Origin of the sequence: Vibrio sp. 10N.286.45.E10, assembly GCF_002874195.2 — a bacterium.
GTDB classification, from domain to species: Bacteria; Pseudomonadota; Gammaproteobacteria; order Enterobacterales; family Vibrionaceae; genus Vibrio; species Vibrio crassostreae.
Genome location: NZ_MCWD02000002.1, coordinates 1427488 through 1448782, shown reverse-complemented (window position 1 = coordinate 1448782; position 21295 = coordinate 1427488). Strand labels below are relative to the sequence as shown.

General features: G+C 42.6%; 20 protein-coding genes and 1 tRNA gene. 10 read left to right on the top strand and 11 right to left on the bottom strand.

The features are described 5' to 3' along the window. Positions 1 to 48 precede the first annotated feature (48 nt). The 4 genes from BCU34_RS19370 to BCU34_RS19355 form a co-directional block, all read right to left on the bottom strand. Positions 49 to 513: a GNAT family N-acetyltransferase gene (locus tag BCU34_RS19370; RefSeq protein ID WP_102478480.1), complete on the bottom strand. Its 465-nt coding sequence runs from the start codon at positions 511 to 513 to the stop codon at positions 49 to 51. A gap of 19 nt (positions 514 to 532) precedes the next feature. Further along, on the bottom strand, positions 533 to 883 hold the full coding sequence (locus BCU34_RS19365; RefSeq protein WP_048660034.1) for a hypothetical protein: 351 nt from the start codon (positions 881 to 883) through the stop codon (positions 533 to 535). Between the two features lie 325 nt (positions 884 to 1208). Next, positions 1209 to 2456 carry a RidA family protein gene (locus BCU34_RS19360; protein ID WP_048660033.1) on the bottom strand — a complete coding sequence of 416 codons (1248 nt, stop codon included), beginning with the start codon at positions 2454 to 2456 and terminating at the stop codon, positions 1209 to 1211. 633 nt (positions 2457 to 3089) lie between these two features. Next, on the bottom strand, positions 3090 to 3974 hold the full coding sequence (locus tag BCU34_RS19355) for an AraC family transcriptional regulator (RefSeq protein WP_102478479.1): 885 nt from the start codon (positions 3972 to 3974) through the stop codon (positions 3090 to 3092). A 193-nt stretch (positions 3975 to 4167) separates the two neighbouring features. Here BCU34_RS19355 and BCU34_RS19350 point away from each other — a divergent pair, with 193 nt between their 5' ends. The 6 genes from BCU34_RS19350 (at position 4168) to BCU34_RS19325 (ending at position 10158) form a co-directional block, all read left to right on the top strand. Further along, on the top strand, positions 4168 to 5316 hold the full coding sequence (locus tag BCU34_RS19350; RefSeq protein WP_102478478.1) for an iron-containing alcohol dehydrogenase: 1149 nt from the start codon (positions 4168 to 4170) through the stop codon (positions 5314 to 5316). A 235-nt stretch (positions 5317 to 5551) separates the two neighbouring features. Beyond that, positions 5552 to 6298 carry an amino acid ABC transporter ATP-binding protein gene (locus tag BCU34_RS19345; RefSeq protein ID WP_048662590.1) on the top strand — a complete coding sequence of 249 codons (747 nt, stop codon included), beginning with the start codon at positions 5552 to 5554 and terminating at the stop codon, positions 6296 to 6298. Further along, positions 6298 to 7095, top strand: coding sequence for an amino acid ABC transporter permease (locus tag BCU34_RS19340; protein ID WP_009845515.1), 798 nt, complete (start codon positions 6298 to 6300; stop codon positions 7093 to 7095). The genes BCU34_RS19345 and BCU34_RS19340 overlap by 1 nt, the downstream gene beginning before the upstream one ends. Before the next feature lie 12 nt (positions 7096 to 7107). Continuing rightward, positions 7108 to 7917 (top strand): transporter substrate-binding domain-containing protein, encoded by an 810-nt coding sequence (locus tag BCU34_RS19335; protein WP_017093706.1) that lies wholly within the window; start codon positions 7108 to 7110, stop codon positions 7915 to 7917. 177 nt (positions 7918 to 8094) lie between these two features. Continuing rightward, positions 8095 to 9021, top strand: coding sequence for an amino acid ABC transporter permease (locus BCU34_RS19330; RefSeq protein ID WP_102478477.1), 927 nt, complete (start codon positions 8095 to 8097; stop codon positions 9019 to 9021). 192 nt (positions 9022 to 9213) lie between these two features. Beyond that, entirely contained in the window at positions 9214 to 10158 is a 945-nt protein-coding gene (locus BCU34_RS19325; RefSeq protein WP_102478476.1) for an ADP-ribosylglycohydrolase family protein, read from the top strand. Between the two features lie 66 nt (positions 10159 to 10224). Here the strand turns inward: BCU34_RS19325 and BCU34_RS19320 are convergent, their stop codons facing one another. Next, the gene (locus tag BCU34_RS19320) at positions 10225 to 11109 is read right to left on the bottom strand and encodes a LysR family transcriptional regulator (protein ID WP_102478475.1); all 885 of its coding nucleotides are present in this window, start codon (positions 11107 to 11109) and stop codon (positions 10225 to 10227) included. A gap of 102 nt (positions 11110 to 11211) precedes the next feature. On the opposite strand from BCU34_RS19320, the gene BCU34_RS19315 reads away from it, so the two are divergent. Next, positions 11212 to 11823: a LysE family translocator gene (locus BCU34_RS19315; RefSeq protein ID WP_102433399.1), complete on the top strand. Its 612-nt coding sequence runs from the start codon at positions 11212 to 11214 to the stop codon at positions 11821 to 11823. A gap of 113 nt (positions 11824 to 11936) precedes the next feature. Here the strand turns inward: BCU34_RS19315 and BCU34_RS19310 are convergent, their stop codons facing one another. The 6 genes from BCU34_RS19310 to BCU34_RS19285 form a co-directional block, all read right to left on the bottom strand. Beyond that, entirely contained in the window at positions 11937 to 12497 is a 561-nt protein-coding gene (locus BCU34_RS19310) for a hypothetical protein (RefSeq protein WP_102478474.1), read from the bottom strand. Positions 12498 to 12711: 214 nt separating this feature from the next. Beyond that, positions 12712 to 13143: a GNAT family N-acetyltransferase gene (locus BCU34_RS19305; protein WP_102433408.1), complete on the bottom strand. Its 432-nt coding sequence runs from the start codon at positions 13141 to 13143 to the stop codon at positions 12712 to 12714. A gap of 120 nt (positions 13144 to 13263) precedes the next feature. Then, positions 13264 to 13758, bottom strand: a complete 495-nt coding sequence (locus BCU34_RS19300) for a GNAT family N-acetyltransferase (protein WP_102478473.1) — start codon at positions 13756 to 13758, stop codon at positions 13264 to 13266. 47 nt (positions 13759 to 13805) lie between these two features. Continuing rightward, positions 13806 to 14228: an N-acetyltransferase gene (locus BCU34_RS19295; RefSeq protein ID WP_102433401.1), complete on the bottom strand. Its 423-nt coding sequence runs from the start codon at positions 14226 to 14228 to the stop codon at positions 13806 to 13808. 135 nt (positions 14229 to 14363) lie between these two features. Beyond that, entirely contained in the window at positions 14364 to 14702 is a 339-nt protein-coding gene (locus BCU34_RS19290; RefSeq protein WP_004731484.1) for a zinc ribbon domain-containing protein YjdM, read from the bottom strand. 179 nt (positions 14703 to 14881) lie between these two features. Next, positions 14882 to 16045: a threonine/serine exporter family protein gene (locus BCU34_RS19285; RefSeq protein ID WP_004731486.1), complete on the bottom strand. Its 1164-nt coding sequence runs from the start codon at positions 16043 to 16045 to the stop codon at positions 14882 to 14884. Positions 16046 to 16568: 523 nt separating this feature from the next. Between BCU34_RS19285 and BCU34_RS19280 the strand changes: the two genes are divergently transcribed. The 3 genes from BCU34_RS19280 to BCU34_RS19270 all read left to right on the top strand — a co-directional run bounded on the left by BCU34_RS19280 (position 16569) and on the right by BCU34_RS19270 (position 21178). Beyond that, a tRNA-Gly gene (locus tag BCU34_RS19280) sits at positions 16569 to 16643 on the top strand. A 792-nt stretch (positions 16644 to 17435) separates the two neighbouring features. Beyond that, positions 17436 to 19169: an amidohydrolase gene (locus BCU34_RS19275; RefSeq protein WP_102530502.1), complete on the top strand. Its 1734-nt coding sequence runs from the start codon at positions 17436 to 17438 to the stop codon at positions 19167 to 19169. 269 nt (positions 19170 to 19438) lie between these two features. Continuing rightward, entirely contained in the window at positions 19439 to 21178 is a 1740-nt protein-coding gene (locus tag BCU34_RS19270; RefSeq protein WP_102479192.1) for an amidohydrolase, read from the top strand. Positions 21179 to 21295 lie beyond the last annotated feature (117 nt).

Sequence of the window (21295 nt, the reverse complement as noted above, 5' to 3'; positions counted from 1 at the left end):
GTGATATTAACCACCACACACTTGAGGTCAAACTCGATCCACAATTATTTATGACCCCAAGGTAACAGCGACGAAGTTAGCCCATTTTCTTTTTACTTCAGGAGTCAACGCTAGTGTAAATTCATAACCTAAGTGATTCTCACGTGTTATTTCAAACCCTAATCGCTTATGAAACTGCACCGACAGTTCATTTAGGCGTAAAACATTGCTTACTAATACCCTTGAATCGCGCTCTTTCAGTATATTTACAATGCCACGAAATAGAGCAAGAAAAGCGGCTTTACTTCTATAGTCTGGGTGCACTACAAACATAGGAACAAACCACTTTCCATCCCCTAAATCACTTAACGTGGTGTAACCAATTAGCTTATTGCGTCGCCGATATTCGACAAGCAGTCCTTGTTCCATTGATTGAGTGCGCGATGCTAAATACGCATCTCTATCGATTGGAAAGCCCGCTTCTTTTGAAATTGACTCCAATGTCATCACGTCCAGTTCTAAATATTCTTGCATTACTACCTCTTACCCGTACTTAAAAGAATTGCAGAACAAAACACGCAATAAACGCCGGTAAGCCAGCAATGAATAACACTAAGCCCGTTTGATAATTCATTCGATAGTGTTCTTGTTGGTCTTTAGCAAAATCGTGCCCGTCGACCATTTTGTAAACTTTGTCTGTAATAGGATCATCTAAGCGCGTTGTTTTACTATGAACGCCTCCCTCCCACAGAAGTTTTGCCAATATCCAAATGACAATAACGACAAAAAATAAGAAGTCGACGAGTCGAGTAGAAGCAAAGAAAGGAAAAAACTGCGACAGCACATAAACGACCATTGCAGCCATCAAATTGATAAGCACCACTTTCTTTAACAAATCGAGCAAATGAACCTCCTCCAGAATCTTAGTACCTCAATAACAGGTATTTATAAAATTTAGATTTCTCGGTCAATCAAAAATTATGCGCAAGATTGCACTATATGAAGTGCCGCATGTTTAACAACCTTTATTGCTGATAGGAAGCATTACACCGCTCGTGGTGATGTATTGAGGTGGCGCTTACATTCGCGCCCAACTTGTGATGAATTGGAGTCATTGATTCGGTATACACTGTCGCTTAATCGCAGGCCTTCAAACTGAATCAGCTCTAATTCCAAGTTAGGAACTAGAGCCGAAATTTCAACGCTGTTATCGATGTGTGTAACGATGTTTAAGCAACAACGTCTTGTGGAGGTGTGCCTTCGCAGTTAGAAACGACAGCATCAATTTGAATTAAAGCATTCATAGGAATTTCTGAAACCCCTACTACCGTTCTTGCCGGTAACTCAGCATTAAAGAACGTAGTGTAGATTTCGTTCACCGCATCAATATCTGAAACATCTTTAAGCTGAATATTAATTTTCACCGTATCGTCCATGCTGTGCTCAACACTTTCAATGATCGCCTTAATATTCTTAAGACATTGTTCAGTTTGCTCTTTTATACCACCAGCAACCACTTCATTGGTTTTCGGATCTACAGGCAGTTGACCTGAAATATGATTGTAGTGAGAGAAAGCGACTGTGTGCGAATAAGCCATAAATGGCGCATCAACCGTATTATTAGCTTCGATAACCAGTAAGCGAGTGTCTTCTGGCAGTTGTGGCGGTGTACCGTCGCCATGTGAAACGGATGTATCAATTTGAATTAAAGCGCCCATTGGTAGTTCAGCGGCATTAACAACCGTTCGCGCTGGAACATAACTTGGGAAGAACTTAGTACAAGCTTCGTTTACCTTTTCTGCATCTTCGATATCTTTTAGGTAAATAGTGGTTTTAACCACGTCATTCATGACATGACCGATGCTCTCTAGAATCGTTTTAATGTTTGCTAAACATTGTGTCGTTTGTTCTGTGATACCACCTGAAACCAACTCACCTGTATTTACATCGATAGGCAATTGAGCCGAAAGGTTGTTGTAGTGAGAGAAAGCCGCTGTTTGCGTAGAGACAACACTATGCGGAGCGTTATCTGTATTTCTTGATACCTTTACCAGCGCGCAAGGTGCTTGTGGTTTAGTGCCTTCGCCGTTTGAAATCAGCGCATCCATTTGAACTAAAGCGTCGCTATTCGGTAGCGCAGCTACGCCCACAACTGTACGTGTAGGAAGACTATTGTTGAAGAAGCTTTTGTAAACTTCATCGATAGCATCGATATCAGAAATATTCTTAACGAAAACATTAATCTTCACCACATCATCCATAACATGGTCGATGCTTTCAACAATGGCCTTAATATTATTCAAGCATTGTGCTGCTTGGTCTTTAATATCACCAATCACAACTTCACCTGTTTTAGGATCGACAGGTAATTGAGCTGAAAAGTTATTATAATGAGAAAAAGCGACCGTTTGTGTAGATACAGAATTTTTTGGTGCGTTTTCAGTATTTCTTGAAACTTTAATAATATCGCTACTCATCGGAATTATCCTTTTAATAATATAGTAATACGTGTTTATGTGGAACAATCGTATTGGAAAGAATGATTGAAGTAGCGCCATGTTAAGTGAATTATTTTAGGGTAAACGTGATACCTGTCAGACTCTAAGGTGACTATAAATCAGCAGGTTATAGAATAATTAGTCATCACACGACTAAATATCCGTCACATTTGGCTTTATCAACTGCTAAATTCTCTTTAATTTTTAAACTATTCAATAATATTGAATACTCTCTCAGGTAATTCTATGAGTTATTCCAAAAATTTAGATGCTGTTTGATAGGTTGTTCACAATAAAACAGCCGTATTATCAGAACCATCGAACTATCAATAAAATACCCTGCATAAACTCTTAAGCTATTTAACTAATTATTTTAAAGAGCCTATTTTATACAAGTACGTTAATAGAATGTTCGATACTCAAATGCCAATAATCTGACAAAGCCCATGATTAGATACATTTACTCATATAATTAAACAAGCGAGATGTTTAGGGTAACTGGGTGAGAAAGGTGGTTGTGATACTAAGAAGTGCTGTTTTCTGAAATGAAGATGGCGTCAGACGAATTATCGACGCCATAGCTTTTGGGACATGGCTTTTTTGAAAGAAGAACTAAACAGCTCTAGGGGTGGTATTGAAGTGGCGCTTAAACTCGCGGCTGAATTGGGATGGGCTAGAGTAGCCGACCCGGCGTGCAGCATCGCTGATTCGTAGGCCTTCTAACTGGATCAGTTCTTTGGCTTTGTTGAGCCTAACCTTCTTCAAGTATTGCAGTGGTGATTCAAAAGTGACGTTACGAAAAGCATTATGGAAAGCAGACACACTCATGTTGGCTTCGTCGGCAAGCGATTGAACAGTAATAGTTTGGTCATACTCTTCATGCACTTTAGATAGTGCTTTAGCGACACGTGCGTAATGGCCGTCATGATGGGCCAAATCAAACAGCACTCGCCCTTCTGAACCGGTTAAGGCACGGTAGACAATTTCGCTGACCATGGCATCACCCAATATGTTGGCTTCGATGTCGCAATGCAGCATTTTCACCAATCGAGTAAAACTTTCTAGCATTTGCTCTTCCATCGGCATGGATTCTAAGCCGCTAGAATTCTGTTTGTGCTTATTGCAGTAACTCTCAAGAAAGCCTTGGTCTTCTAACTTTTTTACCAAGCTGTGCAAACGTTGAGAGTCAATGTTGATAGATAAACCAAGCAATGGTTCGCCATTAACAGGCAAGGCCTCACACTCCAACGGCATTGGCACACCTACTACAAGGTAATCACCTGCTGCGTAAGTTACTGGGCGTTCGCCAATATAGATGTTCTTTTTTCCTTGCCCGAGCATTATGATGCCAGATTGGTAAGTAAAAGGCTGACGCTGATTGCCACCGCTGCTTCTATATAACCACACGCCGTCAATTTCTGTTTCTCTGATCCCTTCAAGATCATCCCAACCTTTGTGTTCAACGTAAGACTGCATTAACTGAGCGAGTGTATTCATAACTGGCGATATTCCATTCAAGGTGCGGAGTGTATTTGCACAAAAGCCCAAAAAGAATAACAAGTTTGTAGAAATAGGCAATTAATTTGTAGGAAATGGCCTTCACCACCCTAAATTCCTGTACTAATATGCAAATATAGAAATTGAGCAACACATCAGAATAAAAAATCTAGCTTTACACAAGGAACCTACAATGCAATTTACTTATGTTAACCCTACAGTCATCCACTTCGGTCAAGGCCAAATCAACGCTATCAGCCAAGCGGTTGATACTTCGAAGAAAGTACTTGTCATCTACGGTGGCGGCTCAATCAAAAGCAATGGTGTTTACGACCAAGTAGTCGCATCTCTTAAAGATCACGCTTGGATTGAGTTTTCTGGTGTTGAAGCAAACCCAACCAAAGAGACGCTAGATAAAGCCGTCGCTCTTGTTAAAGAAGAAAACGTAGAATTCATTATCGCTGTTGGCGGTGGTTCGGTAATCGATGGTTCTAAGTATGTTGCTGCAGCGGCTAAATACGACGGTGACGGTTGGGACATCCTAGCGGGCAAACACCAAGTAACAGAAGCAACGCCAATCGGCGCAGTGCTGACGCTTCCTGCTACAGGGTCTGAATCTAACATGGGTGCAGTAATCACTCGTAAAGCAACTCAAGAAAAATTGGCATTCATGAACCCTGCGGTACAGCCTAAGTTTGCAGTAATGGACCCAGATGTAATGAAGTCTCTACCAGAGCGCCAATTAGTGAATGGTCTGGTTGATGCTTGGGTACACGTATGTGAGCAATACATCACAATGCCAACAGACGCGATGGTTCAAGACGGCTACGCAGAAACTCTGCTGAAAAACCTACTTGTACTGGGTAAGCAATACGACGAGCGTGACAACGACGCATGGCGTGCCAACCTAATGTGGACAGCAAACCAAGCGCTTAACGGCCTAATTGGTACGGGTGTTCCTCAAGATTGGGCAACACACATGATTGGCCACGAGTTCACAGCACTATGGCACGTCGACCACGCACGCTCACTTGCGATTGTTCAACCTTCACTACTTCGTAACCAAATCGAAGCGAAGCGCGGCAAGCTTGAGCAAATGGGTCGTAACGTATTTGGCTTAGAAGCGGGCGCAGATTTAGCCGAGCGCACAATCGCGGCAATCGAAGCGTTCTACCACAGCCTAGACGTTGCAACTATGTTCGACGGCTACGAAACAAACAAAGAAACAGCGATCGACAATGTTGTCGCTCAACTTGAATCACATGGCTACCTGCAACTTGGCGAAAACCAAGCAATCACGCCAGAGAAGACTCGTGAAATTCTAGAGTCTGCGATTCAATAGCGTTCAAAATTAGAGCAAGGAAAACAAGGTTCTAAGGAAAATCGTCATAATCTAAAAATTTATGCCGTGAAACTGAACCAAATTCTTTGCCCTTGCGTATATCCTCAAGCAGCGTCCAAATCAGGCGCTGCTTTTTTATTTGCCCTACAAGATGCTATTAAATTCTCATAAGTCCCTAATTTTATGTGCAATCATATTTCTATATTGTTAAGGTAAACCTGTCTCTTTACTAGGTATGAACAACGATTTGAACAATCTCAAGGAAATGGTTAAGTTTAAGTCACTTAACAAGTGGTATGGTGATTTTCATGCCCTAAAGGATATCGATTTAAATATTGAACAAGGAGAAATAGTGGTGATTTGCGGGCCGTCAGGTTCGGGTAAATCAACCTTGATCCGTTGTATCAATCAGCTAGAACCTTTCGAGAGTGGCGAGCTTTCTGTGTTAGATCAAGCACTTCCGAGCAAATTCAACACCCCAGGCCAAGTTGGGATGGTGTTTCAGCACTTTCATTTATTCCCCCATCTTACTGTGCTTGAGAACTTAACTTTGTCCCCAATTCGTACGCTTAAAAAAAGTAAACACGAAGCCGAGAAGCTTGCAATGCACTATCTTGAGCGTGTACACATCGCAGAACAAGCCAACAAATACCCAGTGCAACTCTCTGGCGGTCAGCAACAACGCGTGGCTATCGCCCGTTCTCTATGTATGAAGCCGGAATTACTCTTGTTCGACGAACCAACTTCAGCGCTTGATCCGGAGATGATCAACGAAGTGCTCGATGTAATGGTTGAACTGGCGAGTGAAGGTATCACCATGGTGTGTGTGACCCATGAAATGGGCTTTGCGAAACAAGTGGCCGACCGTGTTATCTTCATGGATGAAGGACAAATTGTGGAATCGAATACGCCACAAGCGCTCTTTGAAAACCCTCAACATGAACGTACTCAAGCGTTCCTAAATCAGATCCTGACTTATTGATGTTGATTCGAATTATTAAACCCGCCCTATCCGCTTTGGTACAGATTGTTGTACTGGTGGCTGCTGTTGTTTGGATTCTCGATTCTGGTGCACAAACCATGGGATACAGCTGGCAATGGGAGCGCGTGCCAGACTATATTGCTTTCTATGAAGATGGCGAATGGTGGCCTGCTGAATTAGTTGAAGGGCTACTGGTTACCATCAATATCTCTCTGATTTCTTTGGTCGCGACGCTGATTATTGGTTTAACGACAGCGCTATTGAGAAACTCAAATTCTGTGGTTGGACGTACCCTAGCCACCAGCTATGTTGAGTTGATTCGTAATACGCCGTTATTAGTACAAATTTATTTGCTCTATTTTGTATTTGGCCCCGTATTAGGGCTGGATCGCTTTAGCACTGCCGTTTTAGCCTTGGCACTTTTCCAAGGTGCTTACACCGCCGAGATATTCCGTGCCGGTTTAAATGGTATTGCGAGAGGACAATTTGAAGCAGCTCAATCCTTGGGATTATCAAAGACCTATACTTACTGGGATGTGATTCTTCCTCAGGTGGTGCAACGCACCTTGCCACCTTTGACCAATGAAGTGATCTCTCTAATTAAAAACTCTTCGATTGTGAGTGTCATGGCTATTTTCGACCTGACAACCGAAGCCAGAAACATTGTTTCTGAAACCGCGATGCCATTCGAGATTTGGTTCTCTGTGGCGATCATTTATCTTGCTCTTACACTTTCACTTTCTGCCGTTGCTGCTTGGCTTGAGCATAAGCTCGGAGCTAACTGGCGAACACAATAAGGATTTATCAGCATGAAGCTATTTAAAACCGCGATTACAGCCCTACTTGCGCTTGCCGTAAGTTTGCCTGCACTTGCTTCTGAAACGCCTAACCTCGATAAAATCAACGAACGTGGTTCACTGCGCGTTGGTATGTCGACATTTGTTCCTTGGGCGATGCGTAACAAACAAGGCGATCTCGTTGGCTTTGAAATCGACGTGGCGAAACGCCTTGCCGAAGATTCAGGTTGGAAAGTCGAATTTGTACCTACGGCATGGGACGGCATTATCCCTTCTCTATTATCGAAGAAGTTTGATGTGATCATCGGCGGTATGTCTATTACTGAAGCGCGAGCTAAAAGCGTACTGTTCACTGAACCATACTCGCACTCTGGTGTTCAACTGGCTGCTAATAAAGAGCTAGCGGAAGGTTTTACTCAGATCTCTGATTTTGATTCTCGTCGCGTGAAAATTGCTGCTCGTCGTGGTGCGTTCACAGTTCAAGTGGCTCGTGAAACCTTCCCTAAAGCGAAAGTTCTACAGTTCGATGACGATGCTCAAGCATTCCAAGAAGTGTTAAACGGCAACGCGCACGCGGTTATCGCGTCTAGCCCGAAACCAGAACACGAAGCGATCAAAAACGCAGACACGCTATTTATTCCATTTGAAGAGCGTCTATCCAAAGGTAACGAAGCATTTGCAGTTCGCCTGGGTGAAACTGACAAGGCAGAGTTCTTCAACGAATGGATCAAAGCACGTACTGAAGACGGTTGGTTGAAAGAGCGTTACGAGTACTGGTTCTCTACTTTAGATTGGCAAGACCAGATTGCTCAAGGTCAGTAATCTGAAGTTGAGCTCACTTTTTAATATGAGCTAATCTGTCGAATCTAAATCAAGGCAGTGCACTGTTTGCACTGCCTTCTCATCGACGATTTAAGTAGCCTTTTTAAGTCGCTTTATTTGATTCGTCTTAGATCCAAGCAACAACCCAATAATAATTAATGTTTAAACAGGAATGACGTGAGTAGTACTAGCGCATTAACAACACCTAAGCCCAACGTTCATATGAAGCCTTGGTATCAACGCCTTACTCTTTTAGATGGTGTGTTACTCGCTGTCATTTGTGTGTTTGCAGGCTGGCTTTATTATCGCTCTGCTGTTGGTATTAACTACCAGTGGCGCTGGGAAGATGCGTTTACCCTGATTTTTATTCCGCCATCCGAAGGTAACGTCCCGTACTTTTTCCAAGGCTTGATCGCCACACTGCGCTTGAGTGTCTGGAGCATGGTGTTAGCACTCTCTTTTGGCACATTACTTGGCGTCGCAAGGCACTCCAAAATCGCTTTCTTCAGAACGCCTGCACTGATTTTTATCCAGTTGGTTCGAAATATTCCGCCACTGGTGTTTGTCTTCATCTTCTATTTCTTCGTTTCTAACCAACTGATTCCATTACTTGGTTTAGAAAGTATCTTACGTGAACATAATGGCGAGATTAACGCTGTTCAAGATTTTCTGTTCGGCCCAGCTAACCTTTGGGAAAACTTAGCATCTGGTGTTATTTGTATTGGTTTGCTCTCTTCGGCTTATATTGCGGAAGTGATTCGAGCGGGTTTAGAAGGTATTCCTAAAGGCCAATGGGAAGCCGCCGATTCACTTGGCTTGTCTGCATTGTCTAAGTATCGATTTGTGGTTGGACCGCAAGTATTAACGGCCATCACACCGCCATTGGCTGGCCAAGCGATCTCCTTGGTTAAAGACACTTCGATTGTGTCTCTAATTTCCATCCAAGAGATGACTTTTGTTGGTACTGAGATGGCCAACTCTTCCGGTTTGATCTTCGAGATCTGGCTGATTGTTGGCTTCGTATATTTTACTTTGTGCTTTGCACTTTCGCGTCTATTCAAAGTGATTGAGCAGCGTTCTAGCGCCTACCTTAACCATCAGTAACACCATTAATCAAAAGTATCGACTCGCCCGACTATTCATTGCCCTTATCAATTTCACCTGATTGGTTTAAGTTATTGACTAATCAGGATTTATCTCTTCATATTTCTTCTTAGAAACACAGCAAAATACTCGCCTAATCACTATACTTAAAGTATCGAACTACGTTGATTCTTCTCAAGGACTTCACTCAGTATGGACAATCATAAAGAAAGAGCTTTTTACGCCGTTGTTGGCGCATTGGTTGGAGACGCCGCTTCCATGGGGCTGCATTGGTTGTATGACCAAGAGAGGATCTTACACGTGGCGGGTTTTGAACCAGAGTTTCGCTCACCGAATCAGTTCGATTACCAAGACAAGGGCTACTTTGCGCACCAAGGTAAAACCGCAGGTGAACAATCGCAATACGGTGCTCAGCTCTTGGCGATGGTCGACAGCTTAGTCGACAATAAAGAATACGATGAAGCGAGTTACATCAAACATTTCCGTTTCTGGTTTGATTTTGGTGGTAGTTGGCAAGGCTACATTGATAAAGCAACGCGTATGAGCTTGTTGAACATCCATCAATTAGAACTAGAGGACGCCTCTATTGCTGCGTGTGGCGCAGACGATACACAACTTCCCGCAGTCTCAAAGATCATTCCATTAGTGGCATGTACTTATACCTCACACACCTTACCCGCGATGGTAGAGAGTGCGGTGCGAGTCACCAACAACAACGACAAAGCCGTGGAATGGGCGCAGGCAATCACTCTATTAATTCAAGCCGCGATACAGGGTAACTCTCCGCTTCAGTCGGTAGAAATGGTAAGACAAACCTGCAGCAAGTTTATACACGATCAAATCGATGAAGCATTAGCAGAACCTGAACTTTCAATCACTGAGGCTGCAAAGAAATTTGGATTGCATTGTGAATTGAGCGCCGCGTTCCCACTACTAATTCGCATCATTGCGGGTGCTCAGAGCTTTAAACAAGCTATTCGAGATAACATCTTATGTGGCGGTGATAGCTGCGGTCGTGCGATCGTGATTGGCGCGGTATTAGCGGCTTGCTTCTATGAAGAAGACGGAGCGATTCCAACAGAATGGCTAAACCAAGTAGAACTCAATGGTGGTGTCTTGTCTTTGCCGATTGAGTGATTCCCACAATAACGAACTAAAGTCTGACATAAGACAAGCACACTTCTAGGTCGGAGACTGTCGTTCCTATAAGGTTGGAACACACTGTGACAACTCATTCTTTAGCCAAACCACAAACGGGCTTTCTGGTTCATCTTGCTTGTCATCTTGTGTGAGCAATATGTACTGATGACCGGAAGGCACAAAGCCGAACGGTGCGATTAAGTTGCCTCTATTCAAATCATCAACCACCAATGGATAAGAGCCAAGAGCCGCTCCTAACCCATCAACGGCCGCTTGAAAGCAAAAATAGAAGTGTGCAAAGGTTTGGTTTGAAATAGCTTGCGGCACCATTCGGCTATCAAATTCACTATCTTTGGTGATGGATGCCCAGTGGCTCCAAGCGTTTGGTCGCGTGCTGCTGTGCAGTAATTTTACATCGGCTAACTTGTCTTTGACCTGTTGCCAGTAATCAGGCGAGAACACAGGGCCAACCCACTCTTCAACTAACGGAATCTGTTTATAATGCTCGATTACGTTGAAGTCGTCTCGGCGAATGGCCATATCTAATCCAGTTGCGCCTAATGTCACAGGTCCACCTGCGGTAGACAATCGGACATCAATTCCGGATTCGTTATAGAAATCACCGAGTCGAGGCATTAACCAACGCATGGTCAATGTGGGTTCGCATGAAACCTCCAACGCGTGATGATTCAGCTGATTAAGCTTGTGGACTCCAGTTTCCAAGGCTTGGAACGCTTGCTCTGTGTAACCTTTGAGTAATTCCCCCTCTTTGGTGAGACACACATTCCTGCCCTGTTTATAGAACAAGGCGTGAGATAAGTGATTTTCCAATACCTTGATCTGCTTACTCACTGCGCCATGTGTGATATTGAGTTTATCCGCCGCATCACTGTAACTGCTCGAATGCGCTGCTATGTGGAAAATATGAAATGCTTTCAAATGTCTCATGTGTGATTTTTTCTCACAGATAGGTGGAGTTCATTTCGATTATAGGCAGCAATAAAAAACCATACAATACTCGCTCATCAAATATAAAGAGTTGGAGTCATTATGGAGTGGTTAAGCCTAGCAGTATTGGGACTATTGATTGTTATTAGTCCAGGAGCTGATTTCGTTTTAGTTTTGAAAAACAGTGTCAATCAAGGAAGACAAGCAGGGATTTGGACTGCAATAGGTGTGAGTTTAGCGATTTGTGTTCACATCAGTTATTCAATGCTTGGGATCAGTTACTTAATCTCACAGAATGAGCAGCTGTTTGACATGATCAGATACACAGGTGCAGCCTACCTTATTTATCTAGGGCTAAAAGGTATCTTGAGTGCGGACAACAAGCTTGCACCGATGGAAGATGCAAAACAAAGCACCAATGTTTGGCGCTATTTAGCCCAAGGCTTTTTATGTAACGTGCTCAACCCAAAAACCATGTTGTTCTTCTTGAGCATCTTCAGCCAAATCATCTCACCTGATGCAGAAAACCAGCATGTCGCACTCGGCTATGGACTTTACATGATCGTTCTTCACGGCTTATGGTTTGGAATTGTCGCTATGCTGTTTACTTCGAATACATTGCAAAAGCATCTATTGAGAGCAAAGAAAAGGCTTAATCAAGCGTGTGGATTTGGCTTAGTGACGTTCGGAGCACTATTGGCGGTTAAGTCTTAAATAGAAGCTAAAACTAATAAACTCAATGATACAGTGTTCCATTGAGTTTATTTACAATTTCCAGCTAAGTTAACCAGTTTTAAGGCAGCTAATACTTTAGAGCCAACGAACGATTAGAGCTGCTGACTCTTAGGAGTTTCTATATTCCACCCTTCACCGATAGTATCTGATACCGCAAGCAGACCCTCAAGGTAAATGGAAATTTCTTCACTTGATTCAACTGTGAAATAAAAGTCCTTCTCAGTTTCCTGAGCAGCAAAGATTAGGTCATCAGTTAAAGTCAATGTGTTGGGTTTAACCATGTACTCACTCGACATTTCGATAGAGTGGTAACGTTTATATCCGTCTACAACGATCCCTCTTGGAACATTGCAGCGTGCTTCTTTAACAACGTAACTACCTGGCTTGATATTATCAAACAATACGTACTCTAGATCTTCGTAGACTGTCATTCTCAACGTCTCCGGTTCTTGAGCGAGTTCATCACCAATCTTTTCGTACATTAGAATCGAAAAAGTATCACACGGATAAACACTACCAACCTTAATGATCTTCGTAGTAATACCAATAGCTCCATCTCCATGAGGAGCAGATAGAGTATTCGACGCATTATGAGGTAACGTCATACAACCCGTTAAGCTAGCTACCAAAGCCATTGGCAGAAAATGTTTCATATAAAGCCTTTATTCTTATCAATATAATTATTCGGCGACCCTATCATTAAAAATCCAGACCGAAAACAAAGATTGATAAAATCTTGATATAGTTAGCATTATTTTATAATTCAGCTGACAGTTCTCATATTTACACGTCCTCTGTTGGCAGATGAAGGCAACTATCTGATGGAGATACAGGCTAAAGGAATGAGTTAATCTCAATTATTACAAACTATTCACGCCACATATAGACAAACTGATCGTTTTGCGAGGTGATTTCGAAGCCAAACCTTAAATACAACTCCCCAACTCGATTACCTTGTAAATAACACAACTCTACAGGCTTATTGAGTTTGGCTGCTTGAGCTAAGCAATCCGTTAAAACTTGGCTGCCAATACCTTTGCCATGATATTCAGGCAGTAGAAAGAATCGGCAAAAGTAGAAGTTATCACCTTTGTCTTGCAACAACACACTGCCAATCGCTTTACCCTGATATTCAATGATTTCAGGCCGTTCTTCTACCCACTCTTCGGCGTGTATATCTCGTTGAATTTGCTCATCCCAGCCAAAAACAGCTTTGATTGGCTCAAATTCAGCCGCCTTTTTTAGCTCGAACAGAAATTCATAATCTGATGACTGAGCGGGTCTTGTCGAATACTTCAAAATATCTCCAACAATAATCAATGAACTATAACCAATGAATAGAAACAACAGCGGCTTCATTTCCAAAAAGCTCGCTCACGACAAGTAAGTGAGAATGAGGAAGGTGCCATGCTTCAGTGTTCATTTAGGGTTTAGTTGAAAGCGTAGAACTTCGTGTTTATCTTGCTCTGAGTAAAAGGTATTTAAGAACTGCCCGCCACACTTCTCAATTACTTTTTGCGAAGCAATATTGCCGTACTCGCAGGTAATAATAGCGTTTTCGGTCAGTACGTGACGTTGAACCCAAGACAACATATGACTTGCGATACCTTGCCCTCTCGCTTGTGGCAAAGTCTCGTAGCCTATGTGTCCGATAACGTTATGAATGTATTCACTGGTACCATGACGAACTCTTATCACACCAAGGATTTGACCAGAGTCGATACAAAAATACGTAGAAGCAGGCGTCCAACCTTCTGGAAGTTTCTCACCTTTTGAATAAGCGACTCGCCTTTTTAAATACGCATCACTACTGTCAGAAATACCGGTGTAAATAACTAACCCATCCTCAGAGCAAGCATTCACATAATGATGAAAGGCACTTGAGTACGAAATATCAGCTTTGACCATGTCCATATAGTTTCGATTCCTAGTTACTGCTCTTTCGGGTTGAGCTATCAAACCTAAGCTAAGTGCATGGTGTATTCTTGATGCCCTGTATGTTCATCAACTTGTTCATTCACAATAGAGAATCCTTGGGACAAGTAGAATTGAATCGTCGCTTGGTTCTCTTTATACACATTCAATGACAAGTTCAGACATTCAAGCTTAGCGTGTTGGATAAGTTGCTTACCAATACCACTGCCTTGATGTTCTGTACTGACAAAGATCGCCGCTAAGATCCCTTCATAAAGCGAATAAAAGCCACGAACCTCACCGTCTACTTGATACACGTAAGTTGTTGATGCCGGAATATATAGGTCACGCATATTGGCCACTTGCGACTCCCAAAACTCAGGAGCCACAAAGTCATGGGCCTTTATCGAGGCGGTTAACCAAATATCTAAAACAGCTTCAATATCATTTGGGTTGTACTCTCTAATCATCTTAATTCTCAGGCAATTAATATTGTTTAATGGGCTAACCAGTATGCCAAGAAGCGACTTAAACCTATTGAAGATTTACGACAATGTCCCAGTCAGAATTATTGAACGGCAATGATAGATCAATACCATTGGCCGCTATTGCTTCTTAACGTACTTCGCCGTAACAAGCATTTCACCGCCACCATCAAGCTTGCAATCTAACTGGTGATCTTTGCCTTCATTGATTCGTCTGATTACTGCTTTAGTGCCGATTTTCAGTACAGAAGAACTGCCTTTGATTTTTAGATCTTTAATGAAGGTAACTTTATCGCCACTTTCCAATACAACGCCATTTACGTCCTTAACACGCGCGGCTTCTCTTTCTAAACGCTCTTCTTCTGGATTCCATTCATAGGCACACTCAGGGCAGATCAGGTTGTTTTGGTCTGGGTAGACATATTCAGATTGGCATTGCGGACAAGGAGGTAAAGACATACGTTAATACTTCATTTAAATAGAATTTGTCCCCATTTTAATGACTCTTGTTAGGCTTAGCGAGCACAAATCGAACCAATTTTCGGTAGCGTAACTTAACGTTGAAAAGAACAGCACCTAAAACGAACAAACACAGCCATTAAGCTGTGTTTGTTTAAAGGCCTAGGAAGCGGAACCGATTAACGTTCGACTTTTGGCGAATAAATCGAGTAAGCGGTGATTTGCCCTGCCACAATTGCAGAGAACATGAATAACGCCGACAAACCAATACTTGGAATAGGCAAAATAGATTGTTCAAACACCGACTGGCTGGCACTCACTAATACTCGGCTACCCGGAACCAAAATGATGATCCCTTGCACGATATAAATAGAGCCTGTGAGCTCCATCTTCTTGGCAATCCAAGTTCCGTACAGAGTAATAAGAACCGTGGTTACCCAAGTACCCACAACCCAACCACTATCAAAACCGAGGTAAAACGGCCCCCACATGCCAAGAACCGCAACTGGCAAGCCAAGCAAGATGTCTTTAGGGCGCGCATTGAACATCACACCGATAGATACTGAGATCAACACCAAGCCTGATATGTGCATCCACATCGGTACCGCATTGGTATAGTCGATGGAGACCGCTTGTCCCCATATTGCTTCACCAATATTGAGACCCATGATAATCCCAACAAACAGCTTGATCAGCGTTAACGCACTCTGCCCTAGTAAACTAGTACCAGAGACGAGATCGTTAAACGCCAAACACTCTAATGCGTTGGCTATGGATAACCCTGGTACAAACAAAACGATCGAGGCGATACACAACGCCCACACCGGAATCGGCAACCCTGTACTTGCCAGAAACGCCACAAAGATACCCGTTAACAATGCAGAGATAAACTCAACCGCGATAGCGCGACGTGAATGAAGAACTTGCTGACAGACCCAAACCATCAAACCCAATAACGCAGAAAAGCCCACAGCTTCCAACGTACTGCCCACCAGCATCAAATACGCAGGCGGAATCCCCATATTGGCTAGTGCAGTCACAAATTTAGAGTAACCGACAGGCTCTGGTACAGGCTCACTGCTCGGTTGGTTAATACGAATGATCGTATTGGCCAACAAACTCAGGTTAATTGACGCAGGCTTTAGACGCTTAAGAATAACGGCGTTGTTATCGTCTGGAAATTGATAGTTAATCGCAGTTGGCGTTGCTTGGATCATCACGTCAACACCATGCTTTTTTGCATAGAATTGAGTGTATTTCTCTAGCTTGTAAGGAGCACAGCCACTGCGGTGAAGAGTGTCACCAATTTCAACAATTTTGTTAATTCGGAACTGAGAAGGCATGGGTATTTTAGGGGAGACAAAATGTGCGGCAAATGTACCAAACGATAGACGGAATGACGAGACTTTTGCGTAAATTATCAACTGAACTCGTTACTTTTTTCTGCAAAGGCTTAGAAGTCTCTATAACTCTACTCATTTGGGATTAGTTTACTGAATGTTTTGACCGACTAATAAGTTAAATTTATGCATTCAGATTGTTATTAATGGACGCCAAAACACGATTAAAAATCAGTTTATGTTAACACTCCAAATTCCTTAATTTGTATGGGTTTTATGACAAGCTAACACCAACAAACTGGTTTATAAATCAAACCGAATTTGTCACAGAAATAGCGGGGGATTTTCCATTGTTTCTCGCCCTCCGTTTAACGAGAGTTTAGTCACATTTTATTCACTCTGAAAACGCCGAACATGATTGAAAAACTAGCGGTGTGGTGGTTATGCGAGCACTTAGAATAAAAATGAAAGAAAAAGGTTTCGTTTTCAGTTAGATGTGGCATTATCAAACTCGTTAAGACGATGTGCGTGCATCGTATAATGGCTATTACCTCAGCCTTCCAAGCTGATGATGCGGGTTCGATTCCCGCTGCACGCTCCAAGCCCTCTTGACTCCTCTCTCTTACAAATAAATAATTTTATAGCCCCCCTTTAGATAGCACCTTAAAAAAAGCCAATACGGAACTTATCCGTTGTATATTCATGTTTTGTCGAAATAAATTGGGTCAGATTGGCAACAATAAACTGCCTTTTAACTTGAACAGACCAGTAACATTCGCCAAAACCTGTGTTACTTAGAACACCACGCATCCGCCAGTCTCACACGACCACCAAAAATCAGCACGTCCCTACTCGATGAAACCTCAACAGACTTTGCTAATAATTATGGTCACACGACCCAACCCATAAACAGCCATTAAGGGACCTCCGCCCTAGCAGCACTAGCAGCACTAGCAGCACTAGCAGCACTAGCAAATTGAATTTAGACTTATGATGTCATTTATCTCTTGAAGTATCAGTTGCGATTGAGTTTTTTTTATAACTTCAAGGCAGTGCTACTCGCACAAAGATGAAATAGCCCCCTAGCCAATCGTTTGTTGAATAAACTTAATACTAAAAAATAACTCTTTAATCGCCCCGCTCTGCGAGAGCAACAGTAAATACAGATGATGCGCCAAATTCTTAACACCACTTAACCTATTGATATAAATGATCATTATAGTAGCTAGCGGGCTTCATTTTATATTTATTTTGATAGCCACTATTTTTCATTATTTCTATTCATTTTCCCGATCTTTATTTCATTTCTTAATTCTCGACCACGAATGGGCATAGGGGCAAAGTGAGCTGGCAGTTAACTTTGATTAAACCCTACACCAATGTGGAGCATATAATGACAACACAATCACAACTTAAACCGGGTCTGAGCTACAACGACGAAGCTGTCCTTTATACTGGCAATTTCATTACCGTCAATGAACAACAACCAAGTGCATCAGCAATCGTGGTACAAAGTGGTAAAATTCTTTTTGTTGGTACTGTTGATCAAGCAGAAACTTTCCTTGCTAACGAATCGATTGCTTTCTCGCTGAATGACGAATTCAATGGTAAAACCATTGTTCCTGGTTTTATCGAAGCGCATATGCACCCGCTAGGAGCTGCATTATTTACAGCACGCTTTGGTTATGTGGGGCAAATTGAACGCAGTGCAGGTGGCGGCGAAGTATTAAGTGCAAGCCTAACCAAGCAAGAATTGAGCAATAAGATGCAAATCTTTGTTGATGCTCATAACGCAGCAGGCAAACAAGGCGAGTGGCTTGATATGTGGGGGCTAGACCCACTTCTAATGACCGAAGAGGTGGTTATTGACCGTGACTTCTTAGATGCAATCTGCTCAGATTCGCCGTTGATGGTGATGCACGCATCTTGTCACGTAGCGGCTTTTAACAGTGCTGCAATTGAAAAAGCAGGCTTTAGCCTTGAAGATAATGAAGCATTTGTATTTCGCAAGGATGGTCGCCTAACAGGTGAAATCGCAGAAATGCCAGATATCTTACGTGCTGTAAAAGTGGGTGGTTTTAACTTAGGTACAGCAGAAGATGCCGTTGCAGCGATGATTTCATATGCAGACAGCACCAGCCGTCTTGGCGTAACGACGATGTCTGATTGCGGTATGGGCTTACCTCATAACCCATTCCCGCTATACCAAGCGCTATCGACAATGCCAGCATTCCGCTCGCGCCTAGCCGCTTACCCACTAGTCCCAAACTTTAGTGAAGAAGAGCTAGCTGGCTTTAAAGCACAAAGTAACGATCGTCTATTTGCAACAAAAACAAAATACCTAAACACTGATGGCTCTATTCAAGGCTTTACAGCGGTATTGGAAGAAGGCGAGAAGTACTATAACGGCAAAGCAAATGGTCACTTCCAATTTGACGATGAGAAAATGTGGACTGACGTCTTCTATGCTCACAAACTAGGTTACAGCATCTCTTTCCACTGTAATGGTGAAGGTTGTACAACTAAGTTACTAGACTTAATAGAAAAAATGCAAGCAGAGTGCCCACAACCAAACGTTCGTCACTGTCTAGAGCACAACCAAATGGTAACGCCAGCGCAGATGGATCGCATGAAGAAGTTAGGCGTGCTACATAACTTGTTTGGCACACATATTCCATTTTGGGGCGATGTTCATGCCACACAAACTGTTGGTCCAGAGCGCGTTAAAACAATGAACCCATTCCAAACATCGGTGAAGAAAGGTATTCCTTTCTCTATTCACTGTGATGATGTGGTAACACAAGTAAACCCACTATTCATGATGTGGGGGGCAATGAACCGCCAATGTGTTTTCTCTGGTAACGTCTACGGAGAAGAAGAGCGTCTAACTGCAGAGCAAGCATTGCACGCGGTGACGATGGGTGCTGCTTATTTGATGGAGCAAGAAGATATGATTGGCTCTATCGAAGTGGGTAAGTTGGCAGATCTAGCCATTCTTGATCAAAACCCATTAACCGTTGATAAAATGGCAGTCAAAGAGATTAAAGTGCACGCCACTATGCTAGGTGGAGATATTCAAGTGCACCAAACATCAGAGGTTGAAGCTAAGCAAACAGCTGAAGCTTAGCTTTCGTCCAGTATTAATTTGTGAAAATTAATTCAAAATAGATAAGCAGTGCCACTAGTGGTGCTGCTTTTTAATTTTACACAACCGTCAGGATAAGTTTAACTCATTGTTTTAAGTCAACTTTTATCTTCATCACTACTCGATTCGTCAATATTACTTTTTATAATTTAAATTGACTTATAAAGTCTCGACCCAAAAGTGGCCGATGTGCAAAGTAAGTGGGTAATTGATTTTGATTACCCCCTACACTAAGTAATGTGGAGCACATAATGACAACTCAACCATTTTTAAATCCGGGTCTAGAAGCCAATAAAGAAGCTGTTTTATATACGGGTAACTTTGTTACTGTCAATAAGGAACAACCTAAGGCTTCAGCCATCGTCGTACAAGATGGAAAAATCCTTTTTGTTGGCACCCAAGATCAAGCCGAAACCTTTCTTGCTAATGAGTCTATCGCGCACACACTAAATGAAGAGTTCAAAGGTAAAACCATTGTTCCTGGGTTTATTGAAGCACACATGCACCCACTGATGGCTGCGCTGTTTACCGGTATGTTCGAATATGGCGGTCAATATGATCGCCTTGGTGCTGAAGGTAAATTACTAAAAGGGTGTTGCACTGAAGACACTTTAAAAGCTTTGCTTAAAGAACTTAAAGCAAAACATGATGCCGCAGGGAAAACTGGCGAGTGGTTAAATCTATGGGGCTTAGACCCACTTTTGATGACCGATGGCTCAGTGGTTAATCGTGATTTTATCGATTCAGTGATTGATGATTCACCCGTATTCTTTATGCATGCCAGTTGTCACTTAGCGAGCTTTAACTCAATGGCGCTTGAACAAGTTGGCTACAGCCTCGAAGATAACCCTGAATTTGTCATGCGTGAAAATGGCCGCTTAACTGGTTACATTGCAGAGCTACCTGATCTATATCGTGCCTTAAACCAAGGTGCTTTTAACTACGGTACTGATCCTGCAGCGATAGGGAAAACGCTAATAGATTACGCCAATATCGCGCATTCGTTAGGCGTTACCTCGGTTTCCGATTGTGGTATGGGATTGCCAACTAACCCATGGCCGCTTTATCAGGCGCTAAGCCAAAATCCGGCGTTTAAATTACGCATAACAGCTTACCCATTGGTGAGTAACTTCTCTACCAGTGAAGTGCTAGATATGAAAGCATCGGATAACGATCGTCTTAGTATTTCTAGCGTGAAATTTGTCAGTACTGATGGTTCAATTCAAGGCTTCACCGCCAATCTTCTTGATGATGCTCCTTACTATAACGGCAAACCGAGTTGTTCACTTATCAAAGATGAAGAAACCATTTTTGCAGAATGTTTACCTTTCCACCAAGCCGGTTACAACATCTCGTTTCATTGTAACGGCAATGGCACCACCGAGAAGCTCATTAACATCATTGAACGCTTACAAGTAGACACGCCAATGCCAAATGCACGCCATTGCTTAGAGCACAATCAAATGGTAACAGATGCGCAAATGGATCGTATGAAAGCAATCGGAATTTGCCATAACCTATTTGGTACTCATATACCGGTATGGGGCGATGTACACGCAGAACAAACAGTGGGCCCTGAGCTAGTAAAACGCTTAAATCCATTTAAGAGTTCAGTGAAAAAAGGCGTGCCTTTCTCAATTCACTGTGATGACGGTGTGACGCAAGTTAATCCATTGTTTATGATGTGGGGAGCCATGAACCGCCAGTGTATATTCTCGGACAACGTGTACGGCGAAGATGAATGTTTGAACGCAGAGGAAGCACTTCACGCAGTGACATTAGGTGCCGCGTACTTAATGGGTCATGAGAACATGAAAGGATCTATCGAAGTCGGTAAATTGGCCGACTTGGCTATCTTGGATAAAGACGTACTAAGCGTAGATAAACAAGAAGTTAAAGATATTCATGTCCACGCTACCATGCTAGGCGGCAATGTAACCGTTCACCTTGGTAAAGCAGCGGTGAAACAAGAAGAGCTTTCCATTGCCTAATTGATGTTCTGAGTGATTTTTCATTCAACATCAATAAAAGGGTATACCTGTGGCAATACACCAATTTTGTATTAAAAACATCAGCCTAGCTCTTGAGCTAGGCTTTTTTACTATGAT

Bases quoted from the DNA above. Each gene is read 5' to 3' on its own strand.
- BCU34_RS19370 (WP_102478480.1), bottom strand. From the start codon at position 513: ATGCAAGAATATTTAGAACTGGACGTGATGACATTGGAGTCAATTTCA.
- BCU34_RS19360 (WP_048660033.1), bottom strand. From the start codon at position 2,456: ATGAGTAGCGATATTATTAAAGTTTCAAGAAATACTGAAAACGCACCA.
- BCU34_RS19355 (WP_102478479.1), bottom strand. From the start codon at position 3,974: ATGAATACACTCGCTCAGTTAATGCAGTCTTACGTTGAACACAAAGGT.
- BCU34_RS19350 (WP_102478478.1), top strand. From the start codon at position 4,168: ATGCAATTTACTTATGTTAACCCTACAGTCATCCACTTCGGTCAAGGC.
- BCU34_RS19345 (WP_048662590.1), top strand. From the start codon at position 5,552: ATGAACAACGATTTGAACAATCTCAAGGAAATGGTTAAGTTTAAGTCA.
- BCU34_RS19340 (WP_009845515.1), top strand. From the start codon at position 6,298: ATGTTGATTCGAATTATTAAACCCGCCCTATCCGCTTTGGTACAGATT.
- BCU34_RS19335 (WP_017093706.1), top strand. From the start codon at position 7,108: ATGAAGCTATTTAAAACCGCGATTACAGCCCTACTTGCGCTTGCCGTA.
- BCU34_RS19325 (WP_102478476.1), top strand. From the start codon at position 9,214: ATGGACAATCATAAAGAAAGAGCTTTTTACGCCGTTGTTGGCGCATTG.
- BCU34_RS19320 (WP_102478475.1), bottom strand. From the start codon at position 11,109: ATGAGACATTTGAAAGCATTTCATATTTTCCACATAGCAGCGCATTCG.
- BCU34_RS19315 (WP_102433399.1), top strand. From the start codon at position 11,212: ATGGAGTGGTTAAGCCTAGCAGTATTGGGACTATTGATTGTTATTAGT.
- BCU34_RS19310 (WP_102478474.1), bottom strand. From the start codon at position 12,497: ATGAAACATTTTCTGCCAATGGCTTTGGTAGCTAGCTTAACGGGTTGT.
- BCU34_RS19300 (WP_102478473.1), bottom strand. From the start codon at position 13,758: ATGGACATGGTCAAAGCTGATATTTCGTACTCAAGTGCCTTTCATCAT.
- BCU34_RS19295 (WP_102433401.1), bottom strand. From the start codon at position 14,228: ATGATTAGAGAGTACAACCCAAATGATATTGAAGCTGTTTTAGATATT.
- BCU34_RS19290 (WP_004731484.1), bottom strand. From the start codon at position 14,702: ATGTCTTTACCTCCTTGTCCGCAATGCCAATCTGAATATGTCTACCCA.
- BCU34_RS19285 (WP_004731486.1), bottom strand. From the start codon at position 16,045: ATGCCTTCTCAGTTCCGAATTAACAAAATTGTTGAAATTGGTGACACT.
- BCU34_RS19275 (WP_102530502.1), top strand. From the start codon at position 17,436: ATGACAACACAATCACAACTTAAACCGGGTCTGAGCTACAACGACGAA.
- BCU34_RS19270 (WP_102479192.1), top strand. From the start codon at position 19,439: ATGACAACTCAACCATTTTTAAATCCGGGTCTAGAAGCCAATAAAGAA.